Raw genomic sequence first — 10,187 nt, 5'->3', positions numbered from 1 at the left:
TGGGTGTGGTAGACTTCACCTAAAAGGTGCTCCTCTCTTTGGGTGTAGTGTTCTCGACAAACACCATTCTACCAAAGATTTGGGCACTTTTTTATGTTTTCAATGAACGGTACTTTCGAAATTTAGGATTATATTTTAAATTTGCATCAATTGTTATTAGTAGTAAAATAAGAAGAAACAGAGTCGTTTTGAACGTCAAAATTCAGATATTGTGTTGCACTTCCAGTGTGATATGGTTTATATGTCCACTGCAGATATGCTCTAGCACTTTGAGACTGAGTTTCATATTTGCGTAAAATGGTGGGACCGTTTATATCTTCGATTGTACCAATTTGCGCTCTGACTTGTGGCTGATAAACATCATTAATATAGTCATATCCACCTGTTACTAGGGTGTAGTCAGCATAAAAACTTGCATCGACGACACCGTTACCCCCCTCAACTTTCAAGCCATAGTAGGTACAGTAACCACTACCACAAGAAGAGCCACCCATTGGGTTAATTTTCCCATTTTTATTAACAATATCATTAAATGTAATAGTAGTTTGACTTACTGACCCGTCTGGGAAAGTTGTTTTGGCTATCAGAACTTTATTACCAGAATAAACTTTATAAAATTTTTTAGTCTCCCCAGTATTTATTTTATCGGGATTCATAGAATCCCAAGCCTCACCATTAAGTAATTTTTCAATTAATTTATCTTGAGTTTCCTTATTGACCCCCATTTTGACCAAATTAGATTTGATGTTTGCGATACTTTCATCGGAGATCGATTTTGACGTTTCTGCGAAAGCACTACTAAATGAAAAAGAAAAAATAACTACAGAAAAGAGAAGAGCCGTCAATTGTTTAATGATAACTTTCATCGATTATTACCTTCATAGTATTAGTTTAGTTTATACATTATACTTAGAAGTAAAATCTTTGATGTAAACCAACAACGTTTACGAATATTTTATAACTAAACCATAATATCACCTCTTTTGATAATATTAGTAAAATAATAACATATTATTCCGGAGATTTTTAGTGACTTTGGTCCTAAATATAATGCGTAATTCTACAATTTGTTATTTAAGGTTTCTCTCTCACGGTGAAGATTTTATATCATGAAGAACTGTTACTTATACAATTATTATAATTTTTTAGGAATGACATTTCCAAGCTGTTATAATGTCGTAAAAATTTTCGTACGGAACATGGGGGAGTCCAAGCTGCTCGCATTTCTCCGTCAAATGCGAACGGGCATAGACGTGATCGACGAGCTTGGCGCCGGCAAAATCGGTGACGCTGTCGCCGATCAGAATCCGGTCGTAACGCTCTGCCGGAAAGCGGCGTATAATCGTCGTTTTGCACATTCCGCAATCGTTAGTACAAGGTTTCTGACATTGATGCGGCCAAGTGATGCGGATTCGTTCCCCGCTGAAATCACTGCCGTTGCAAAAAATATGATCTTCCGGAATATCGAAAGGCGCAAGAATCGGATAGACGAAAAAATCGATTCCGCCGCTCGTGACATAAAACTCGATGCCGCGCTGCCGGCAAAACGCGAGAAACTCGCCGAAGCCTTCGCGGATGCGCGCCTGGCTTAAGGCGAAATCCACTACTTCCTTCTTGGAAGAGGAGGGAAGGAGCTCGAACAACTCGCCGACGCCGCGGCGAATCGATTTCCGTTCGCCCATAATATCTTGAACGATCGGTTCCCAGCCTTCGGGATTAAAATGTTTAATAATCGCGAGAATATTGTCGTTAACCGTAATCGTGCCGTCAAAATCGCAGAAGACGACAGGTTGTTTGCGCGAATTCATTGTTTAACCCCCCAGGCATCGATCGCTGCGCGCAGCTCCGGATAATTGGCGGCGTATTGCTGCAACGGCACCCCGTTCAACGTGGCGTCGATCGCTTGCGCAAACGCCCGCCCACCGGCCGCCGTTCCTTGCGGGTGGCCGTGAATGCCGCCTCCGGCATTGACGACGACATCGGTTCCGAAATCCCGGATAATGAGCGGGACAAGTCCGGGATAGATGCCGGCGGAAGGAACCGGGAAGCTGGACCGCAGCGGCAAATCCGGCGTCGTAAGCGCCTCTTTGACCGCGATGTTCTCTTCCTTCGGCATTACGACCGAACCGTAAGGGGAAGGGAACAGCGCAAGATCGGCCCCGGCGAGACGCATTAGCTTGCCGAGCAGGAGCGAGGCGGCAATCCCGTAATGCGGCGACGGGTACAGCGCCCCGGCGAGGGCCGGATGGGCCGCGATCGGGATATTGATCTCCGGATCGGCGCTTAATTCATGGAGCGCGTCGAATCCGTACGAAAGCACATTGAACAGCAGGGCGTTCGCGCCCGCGTCGATCGCTTTCTTCGCTTGCGACGCCAGCTTCGACGTTGGGCCGGTCAAATTGACGGCGTACAGCAGCTTTTTGCCGGTTTGCGATTCCGCCTGCCGGGCGGCTTCCATGCATACCCGAACCCTTTGCTCGATCGGAGTCAGCGGGTTCTCGAACAATATTTCATCGTCTTTAATGAGATCGACGCCGCCGAGCGCCTGCTGGTAGAACTGTTCCCGCAATCCGTCCAAATCGTAGCCGATGACCGATTTGAAAATGCTCATGAGCAAAGGCCGTTCCTTGATTCCGAGCAAGCCGCGGACGCCTTCGATGCCGAATTTCGGCCCCGGGAATCCGGCGAGGAACGATTCGGAAAATTCCAGGTCGAGCAATTTGATTTTGCCGTCCATCGACAGTTTGCCGAATACGGTGACGAGCAGGGCGGGGATATCGCGGCTGAAATTAATGTCCGGGTAGGCGATCCGGATGTCGGCGTAACGTTCTCCCGTATTCGCGTCTTCATGTTCCGCGACCGAAACGACTTGGCCCAAATGGCGGCGCATCTGTTCTTTTTTGGTCTCCGGCAGTTCCGTCCAGCTGCCGACCGTCAATCCGACGGCGATGGATAACGCTTTTTTCTGAAAATCCGCTTTCGGATCGAAACAACGGTACGTGGCAATGCATACTGAACTCAAATCGATTCCCTCCCGATCTCGGCTCCGATTTCGCCGGCCCTTTCCGCCGAACGGTGTACGGCGCGTATGACGGCTTCCGAGAAATGATGGTGTTGCAGCACTTCGATCGCCGCCTGCGTCGTTCCGTTCGGCGACGTTACTTTGCGGCGCAAATCGGCCGGATGTTCTCCGGTCGACCGTACCATATGAGCGGCGCCGAGGAAAGTTTGCACCGTCAATTCCCGCGCCTGCTCGTGGGAAAGGCCGCCTTGCACCCCCGCTTCGATCATCGCTTCCATCATGAAATATACGTAGGCGGGGCCGCTGCCCGAAACGCCGGTCAAAATGTCGAGTTGTCGTTCCGGCACGACGGCAACCGTGCCGACGGCTTCGAACATGCCGACAGCAAGCCGCCGTTGTTCGTCCAGAGCCGAAGCGGAGAAGCTGAGGCCGGTCGCGCCGAGCCCGATGGTGCTCGAAGTGTTCGGCATGGCGCGGACGATCGGGCAGACGCCGGCAACGAGCCGTTCCATCGTACCGATCGACATCCCGGCGATGACGGAGACGAGCAAATGGCCTTCCGTCAGGAGCGGCTGCAATTCGCGTAATGCGGCCGCGGCGTCCTTCGGCTTCATCGCCAGTACGATGACGTCCGCTTCCTGAAGCAGGCGCCGCTTGCGGTCCGATTCGTTCGCGGTTTCAACGCCGTACCGTGCGCGCAATTTCGCTAATCGGGCTTGATTGGAACGGTTGATCATCGAGATGTCGCGCGCCTCGGCCGTTTTCCGCTCCAGCAGGCCGCGCACGATCGCTTCCGCCATCGAACCCGCGCCGTAAAAGCATATTTTCCGTTCTTGCAATGCAGTCTCGTTCATTGCCTTCACTCCTTCGCTACTTCCGAATTTGCCCCGTACCGTAGATGCGGTACTTCTCCGACGTTAACGCGGGCAAGCCCATCGGGCCGCGGGCGTGCAGCTTTTGCGTACTGATTCCGATCTCCGCCCCGAAGCCGAATTCGAATCCGTCGGTGAACCGCGTCGACGCGTTATGATATACCGCCGCGGCGTCGACTTCCTGCATAAACCGGGCCGCATGTTCCGCATCCTCCGTGACGATGCATTCCGAATGCATCGTTCCGTAGCGGCGTATATGATCGAGCGCTTCGTCAAGCGATTCCACGATTTTGACGTTTAATACATAATCGTTGTATTCGGTCGCGTAATCTTGGTCTTCCGCCGCCTTGTCCACGCTTATGAGCGCCGCTGTTTTTGCGCATCCGCGCAATTCGACGTTCGCTTCCCGCAATTGGCCGGCTAGCGATTCGAGATGCCGGTTGGCGTAATGGCTATGCACAAGCAGCGTTTCCATGGCGTTGCAGACGGAAGGACGCTGCACTTTGGCGTTGATGGCGATTTGCTCGGCCATCGTTTGCTGCGCGGATGCGTCGATGAACGTGTGGCAAATGCCGGCGCCCGTTTCGATGACGGGAACGGTGGCGTTCTCCACGACGTTCCGGATCAGCGAAGCGCCGCCGCGCGGAATGATGACGTCAAGCAAGCCGTTCAGCTTCAACATTTCGTCGACCGAGCTGCGGTTCGGATCCTCGATCAATTGCAGGGCGTCTGCCGGGATTTCAGATTTCGCGAGCGCTTGATGGAGCACTTCGACGATGCGTTTATTGGAACTGAGCGCCGCGGACCCGCCGCGCAAGACGACGGCATTGCCGGTCTTAAGGCAAAGCCCGGCCGCGTCGACCGTCACGTTCGGGCGCGCTTCGTATATGATGCCGATCACGCCGAGAGGTACGCGGATTTTTTCGATTTGCAATCCGTTCGGGCGCTCGAACCGTTCCAAGATGTCCCCGACCGGATCGGGAAGCTCGGCGATTTGTCTCAAGCCTTCCGCGATCCCCTCGATCCGCTGGGCGTTCAATGCGATGCGATCGAGCAGCGAATCGCTCGTTCCTTGCGCTTTGCCGCGTTCCAAATCTTCGCGGTTCGCGGCGATGATGGACTCTTGTTCTTCCAACAGGGCGACGGCCATCAGGCGGAGCGCCTCGTTTTTTTGCGGGGTGGCAAGCCGGTTCAAGACGCTTGCCGTTTCTTTGGCCAACCTCGCTTTATCCCTAACTTCGCTCATTTCAGATTCCTCCTCTAATGTTTATTTCAAAGATATCCATTCGTCGCGGTGAATAATTTCCGCGCGGGGGAGCTCGATGCGTTTTTGAATTTCGTCGGTGCTGAGGCCTGCGACGGCGCGAATCTGCGTCGAATCGTAATTGACGATTCCGCGCCCGATCACTTGGCCGTCCATGTTAAAGACCTCGATCACATCGCCCGAACGGAAGTCTCCTTCGACATGCTTCACTCCGACGGGAAGCAAGCTTTTGCCCCGGGAGATGAGCGCCGCTTCCGCACCGCTGTCGACGAATACTTTGCCGCGCGGGGTCGAGTGGAAGCCGAGCCACTGTTTCTTCATCGGCAGCGAGTGGCGCTGCGTATCGAAGTACGTGCCTTTGCCGTTTCCGTAGACGGCTAGCTGCAAATCGCCGCGTTCCGCCACTTTTCCGACGAACGTCGGGACGCCGCCGCGCATCGCCACTTTGGCCGCTTCGACCTTCGAGCGCATGCCGCCTGTGCCGACGGCGGAACCGGAACCTCCGGCGACGGCATAGATTTCGTCGGTAATTTCGCCGATCCGTTCCAGCCGCTTCGCCGTCGGATCTTTCCGCGGATCGGCCGTGTATAACCCGTCGGTATCGGTAATGATGATCAGTCCGTTCGCTTTGACCAGGTTCGCGACGAGGGCGGAGAGCATATCGTTATCCCCGAACTTCAGCTCATCGACCGATACGGTGTCGTTTTCGTTAATAACGGGGACGATCTTTTGCCGCAGCAGTTCCTCGATCGTCATTTGCGCATTGCGGATCCGATTCCGGTTGCTGAAGTCGGAACGGGTCAACAAGATTTGCGCCGCGCAGATCGAGTAAGCGCCGAGCGCTTCCTGGTACGCTTGCATGAGCAATGCTTGACCGACCGCGGCCGCCGCTTGCTTCTCATGCAGCAGCTTGGGGCGCGAGGGATACCCGATTTGCCGGAAACCGGCCGCCACGGCGCCGGAGGTGACAAGCAGCACCTGGGTGTCCGAAGCTGCAAGCTGGGCCAGCTCATGCGCAAAAAAAACGATTTTATCCCGGTTTAATCCGCCTTCGTCCGACGTGAGCGAACTGCTGCCGATTTTTACAACGATGCGATGCATGAAATCACTTCCTAAAAGTTTTGAGAGCGTTACATCTTTGACCAGGCTTCGATCAAAACTCGCTTCGAAAGCATGTGCCAAGTTTTGAGAGCGTAGCTTCTGTGCGTAATTTGAGAGCAAAACTCGCTTCGAAAGCACTAGCGTTGCATTAAATCTTCTAGCTGGGATGCGGTACCATGGAAATATAACGGATTTCCGAGGTCTTATTTTTTGAATTCCAGTCGAATATTTGGAATTAACGGATTTTCGAACCGTTAACATGTCGCGATCGGCTGAGGATCCTTGGTTTTGTGAAGTTTCGACAAAAATAGAGCCCTCAAAATCCGCTAACACCGCCAAAATTGCGTTATTGGATCAAATAAGGCCTCCAAAATCCGTTAACCTTGTTCATCCCTATCGCAATCATCGGTTTGAAACGCAGTAAAACATTCGGTGCAACGCTAGTGCTTCGAAAGCCTATGTAACTGCAAAAATCCATTTACAAAAGCCGATTTCAGCAAATTTCACCCGAGCAACTGCAAAAATCCAGCTATTTTTGCCCAATGGACCCTAAAATCGGTGAAACGAACTTCATTAGATGGATGATTGCAGCTACTGCGCTCAAAAAGCGGTTTTGATCGAGAAATTAGATAATTGCAGTTACTATGCTCAGTAGCGCCTGTTTCATCGAGCAAGGAAGGGACCTCAGCAGCTACTGTGCGCCAAAAACGGTTCAAAGGGCGCAAACGAGCGGAAGCATCGCGGCAGCCATGACGCGCACTACCCGAAAACGGCAGCCGCCGAGATCTAGTGCCCCTACGTATGCTTCCTTCGTCGTAAACAAAAAGACCTTCATCCCTTGAAAAGGACGAAAGTCTGGCTTCCGCGGTACCACCTTTTTTGGCGATTTGCATCGCCCTGCTCGCATGCCTTGTAACAGTAGGCACTGTCCGGCATTTCGGCCGGCCGTTCGGGGGTAGGTTCAAAAAGCGTCCGACGGCAAGTTCTTGCAGCCTTTGGAACTTGCTCTCTGAAGCGTCACTTTCTTTTTTACTGGTCCCGTCATAACGTTTCTTTTCTTATAAGAATACATGAGATTCCAACGGTTGTAAAGGGAAGCCGGCACGGTGCCGGCCATACGCTTGCTGTTCCCATAGGGCGCTGTCGGACAGCAATGCCCAAAGGAACGGATTGCCGCAGTTCTCCGGCGATCCGCCGATCCCGTTACTAGCCGAACAAGTTCAATCTGCCGATTCGCTCGGCGGCTTCTTCCAGCCGTTCCTCGTTCGTCAGCAAGCCTACGCGCACATAGCCTTCGCCGTGAGCGCCGAACCCGACGCCCGGCGCGACGACGACATTCGCCTGCGCAAGCAGCATATCGGCGAACTCCACAGAGCCAAACGGCTTCGGAACCGGCAGCCAGCAGAAAAACGATCCGCTCGAAGGCGAAGCTTGCCATCCGATTCGATGCAATGCGCGATAAAAGACGTTTCGGCGCCGTTCGTACCTATCGACCAGATCGGTTACGCATTGCTGCGAAGCGGTCAGCGCGGTCGCCGCCGCCGCTTGGATGCCGCCGAACAGGCTGACGTAGTAATGGTCCTGCATCAGGTTGATCAATCGAATCACCTCGCGATTTCCGAGCGCAAATCCGACCCGCCATCCGGCCATGTTATACGTCTTGGAGAGCGTATAAAATTCCACTCCGACGCTTTTGGCGCCCGGCTGTTCCAGGAAGCTGACGGGGCGGTTTCCGTCAAAACCGATCGCGCCGTAGGCGAAGTCGCTCGCCACCACAATGCCGTGCCGTTCGGCGAACCGGATCGCCTCTTCATAGAAAGCGGCGCTTGCCGTCGCTCCTGTCGGATTGTTCGGATAGTTGAGAAACATCAACTTCGCTTTGCGCAGCGTTTCCGCATCGATCGCGCCGAAATCGGGCAAATAGCCGCCGGCTTCCGTCAACGGCATGAACGCCATCTCGGCTCCCGCCAGGGCGACGCCGGACCAATAATCGGGATAACCGGGATCGGGAACGAGGCATACATCGCCGGGGTTCAGCAATATTTGGCTAATTTCCACCAATCCCGTCTTTCCGCCGAATAGTACGGCCACTTCCGTTTCCGGATCGAGCTCGACGCCGTAATCTTGGGCGTATCGCTCGGCGACGGCTTCCTTTAAGAAAGAAAATCCGCTGAAAGGCGGATATTTATGGTAAAGCGGATTGGCCGCAGCCTCTTGCAAAGCGGTTACGATGTGTGGCGGAGTAGGCCTGTCGGGATTTCCCTGCCCAAGGTTAATGACATCATGGCCTTCCGCGATACGCGCGCTCGCCTTTTGCGCTAATCCGGCGAAAAATTGTTTGGGCAGCCTTTGCATTCGCACTGCGGCTTCAATCGGCATGACGCTGCCTGGCGGTTCTTGTGCGGTCGTTTTTTTCGGCATGTACATTCTCAGTTCACTCCATCCACATCCGGTTCATACGAAAACCGTTCATTCCGATAATTATACTTAATTTAGCATGTTTTCACCGGAGTGTATAGAGGAATTCCGCTATTTCGCCTGATGAATCAACTCGAGAAACGGTTTGATGTCCGCTTTAAAGACTAGCAAATACGGCTTGCGTTCTTTTTTGGAAAATACTAATAGCAGCGGCTTTTTATGCGGACAGTGGATCAAAAAGACGTCATTCACCTGCACTTTCACGCCTTCGATATCGACATCCGCCGTGCGTTCCAGCGGCACTTTGTAAATGTAGCCGCATTTTTCGTCAAGGTCCAATTGAACGGCCAAGCCGGTCGCCGATTGCAGCCAGGACAGGGCTTCCCGCTGATATTCGGCGTTGTTCGGAACGATTTTCGTTACCTTTTCCGCACCCATATCGTAGACTTGGACGGGATCCGCCTTCGCAGATTGATTTGGCTCGGCGAAGATGTGCGCGGGCGCGGAGACGATCAGCATGGCGACGATGACGGCGATCGACAACAATTTGCAACGACCAATACTTAATTTGCTCATGATAAAACTCCTTTAATGAGGGATCGAATTTGCGTATCCTGCGGATATCACGTTATAATGTGCCCATCTTGACATGGAACCATGACACGATATGATAAAAAAAGATTCGAAGGAAACCACCCCAAAGGAGGATGCCGCTATGACGGAGCAAGTGCGGATATCGCTGCTGCAAATGGATATCAGGATCGGAGAACCGGACACGAATTTCGCAAACGCGGAACGAATGATTGCGGAGGCCGCTTCTACCGCCGATAAACCGGATATTATCGTCATGCCTGAAATGTGGAATACCGGTTATGCGCTTGACCGCATTCATCAAATCGCGGATCGTAACGGAGAAAGAACGAAGCAAGTGATGTCGGCATTGAGCAAAGCCCATCAGGTGCATATCGTTGCCGGGTCGATCGCCGAGAAGCGGGGAGACGATATTCTTAATACGATGTACGTGTTCGACCGCGACGGAACGATGACGGCGCAATATTCGAAAATTCATCTGTTCCGGCTCATGGAAGAAGAGAAATATTTGACAGCGGGCGATCGGGCGGGCAAGTTTGAAATCGAAGGGATACCGGCAGGGATGATGATATGCTACGATATCCGCTTTCCAGAACTGTCGCGCAAACTGGCGCTTTCGGGCGCGAAAATGCTGTTCGTGCCGGCCGAATGGCCGAATCCTCGCCAGCATCATTGGAGAACGCTCCTCACGGCCAGAGCGATCGAAAATCAAATGTACGTCATATCGTGCAATCGCGTCGGCGTCAGCGGGACGACGGAATTTTTCGGCCATTCGATGATTGTCGACCCTTGGGGCGAAACGGTTGCCGAAGGCGGCACGATCGAAACGATCGTTACGGCAAACATCGATTTGGCGCTTGCGGACAAAGTTCGCAGCACGATACCTGTCTTTGCGGACCGAAGACCGAACTTATATTAA

The 10,187-nt window shown here is 52.7% G+C and carries 10 protein-coding genes and 1 other annotated feature; of the genes, 1 reads left to right on the top strand and 9 read right to left on the bottom strand.

Going from position 1 to position 10,187, the window contains the following annotated elements:
• Window positions 1-146: 146 nt before the first annotated feature.
• The 9 genes from LQ229_RS23695 to LQ229_RS23660 form a co-directional block, all read right to left on the bottom strand.
• Window positions 147-866: a hypothetical protein gene (locus LQ229_RS23695; protein WP_216539786.1), complete on the bottom strand. Its 720-nt coding sequence runs from the start codon at window positions 864-866 to the stop codon at window positions 147-149.
• Window positions 867-1,145: 279 nt separating this feature from the next.
• Window positions 1,146-1,808 carry a 2-hydroxy-3-keto-5-methylthiopentenyl-1-phosphate phosphatase gene (locus tag LQ229_RS23690; RefSeq protein ID WP_216539787.1) on the bottom strand — a complete coding sequence of 221 codons (663 nt, stop codon included), beginning with the start codon at window positions 1,806-1,808 and terminating at the stop codon, window positions 1,146-1,148.
• Complete coding sequence (locus tag LQ229_RS23685; protein WP_216539788.1) at window positions 1,805-3,022, bottom strand: 2,3-diketo-5-methylthiopentyl-1-phosphate enolase; 1,218 nt, start codon at window positions 3,020-3,022, stop codon at window positions 1,805-1,807. The genes LQ229_RS23690 and LQ229_RS23685 overlap by 4 nt, the downstream gene beginning before the upstream one ends.
• Window positions 3,019-3,876 (bottom strand): pyrroline-5-carboxylate reductase, encoded by an 858-nt coding sequence (gene proC / locus LQ229_RS23680; RefSeq protein WP_216539789.1) that lies wholly within the window; start codon window positions 3,874-3,876, stop codon window positions 3,019-3,021. The genes LQ229_RS23685 and proC overlap by 4 nt, the downstream gene beginning before the upstream one ends.
• Before the next feature lie 16 nt (window positions 3,877-3,892).
• Window positions 3,893-5,140 carry a glutamate-5-semialdehyde dehydrogenase gene (locus LQ229_RS23675; RefSeq protein WP_230193074.1) on the bottom strand — a complete coding sequence of 416 codons (1,248 nt, stop codon included), beginning with the start codon at window positions 5,138-5,140 and terminating at the stop codon, window positions 3,893-3,895.
• 21 nt (window positions 5,141-5,161) lie between these two features.
• Window positions 5,162-6,259 carry a glutamate 5-kinase gene (gene proB, locus LQ229_RS23670; RefSeq protein WP_230193073.1) on the bottom strand — a complete coding sequence of 366 codons (1,098 nt, stop codon included), beginning with the start codon at window positions 6,257-6,259 and terminating at the stop codon, window positions 5,162-5,164.
• A 712-nt stretch (window positions 6,260-6,971) separates the two neighbouring features.
• Window positions 6,972-7,094 carry a hypothetical protein gene (locus LQ229_RS27195; RefSeq protein ID WP_290370071.1) on the bottom strand — a complete coding sequence of 41 codons (123 nt, stop codon included), beginning with the start codon at window positions 7,092-7,094 and terminating at the stop codon, window positions 6,972-6,974.
• A gap of 5 nt (window positions 7,095-7,099) precedes the next feature.
• Window positions 7,100-7,313: a binding site (T-box leader), on the bottom strand.
• A gap of 152 nt (window positions 7,314-7,465) precedes the next feature.
• The gene (locus tag LQ229_RS23665; RefSeq protein ID WP_290370072.1) at window positions 7,466-8,680 is read right to left on the bottom strand and encodes a pyridoxal phosphate-dependent aminotransferase; all 1,215 of its coding nucleotides are present in this window, start codon (window positions 8,678-8,680) and stop codon (window positions 7,466-7,468) included.
• Between the two features lie 108 nt (window positions 8,681-8,788).
• Window positions 8,789-9,253: a hypothetical protein gene (locus tag LQ229_RS23660; protein WP_216538396.1), complete on the bottom strand. Its 465-nt coding sequence runs from the start codon at window positions 9,251-9,253 to the stop codon at window positions 8,789-8,791.
• A gap of 139 nt (window positions 9,254-9,392) precedes the next feature.
• Here LQ229_RS23660 and LQ229_RS23655 point away from each other — a divergent pair, with 139 nt between their 5' ends.
• A complete protein-coding gene (locus LQ229_RS23655; RefSeq protein WP_216538397.1) occupies window positions 9,393-10,187 on the top strand; it encodes a carbon-nitrogen family hydrolase in 795 nt (264 codons plus the stop codon).

The organism is Paenibacillus sp. CECT 9249 (assembly GCF_918697855.1).
Lineage (GTDB): Bacteria > Bacillota > Bacilli > Paenibacillales > Paenibacillaceae > MSJ-34.
This window is presented reverse-complemented; position numbering and strand designations above follow the sequence as displayed.

Excerpts from the sequence above, each read along its gene's own strand:
- LQ229_RS23675 (WP_230193074.1), bottom strand. The coding sequence starts at position 5,140 with ATGAGCGAAGTTAGGGATAAAGCGAGGTTGGCCAAAGAAACGGCAAGC.
- LQ229_RS23665 (WP_290370072.1), bottom strand. The coding sequence starts at position 8,680 with ATGCCGAAAAAAACGACCGCACAAGAACCGCCAGGCAGCGTCATGCCG.
- LQ229_RS23695 (WP_216539786.1), bottom strand. The coding sequence starts at position 866 with ATGAAAGTTATCATTAAACAATTGACGGCTCTTCTCTTTTCTGTAGTT.
- LQ229_RS23690 (WP_216539787.1), bottom strand. The coding sequence starts at position 1,808 with ATGAATTCGCGCAAACAACCTGTCGTCTTCTGCGATTTTGACGGCACG.
- proC (WP_216539789.1), bottom strand. The coding sequence starts at position 3,876 with ATGAACGAGACTGCATTGCAAGAACGGAAAATATGCTTTTACGGCGCG.
- proB (WP_230193073.1), bottom strand. The coding sequence starts at position 6,259 with ATGCATCGCATCGTTGTAAAAATCGGCAGCAGTTCGCTCACGTCGGAC.
- LQ229_RS27195 (WP_290370071.1), bottom strand. The coding sequence starts at position 7,094 with ATGAAGGTCTTTTTGTTTACGACGAAGGAAGCATACGTAGGGGCACTA.
- LQ229_RS23660 (WP_216538396.1), bottom strand. The coding sequence starts at position 9,253 with ATGAGCAAATTAAGTATTGGTCGTTGCAAATTGTTGTCGATCGCCGTC.
- LQ229_RS23655 (WP_216538397.1), top strand. The coding sequence starts at position 9,393 with ATGACGGAGCAAGTGCGGATATCGCTGCTGCAAATGGATATCAGGATC.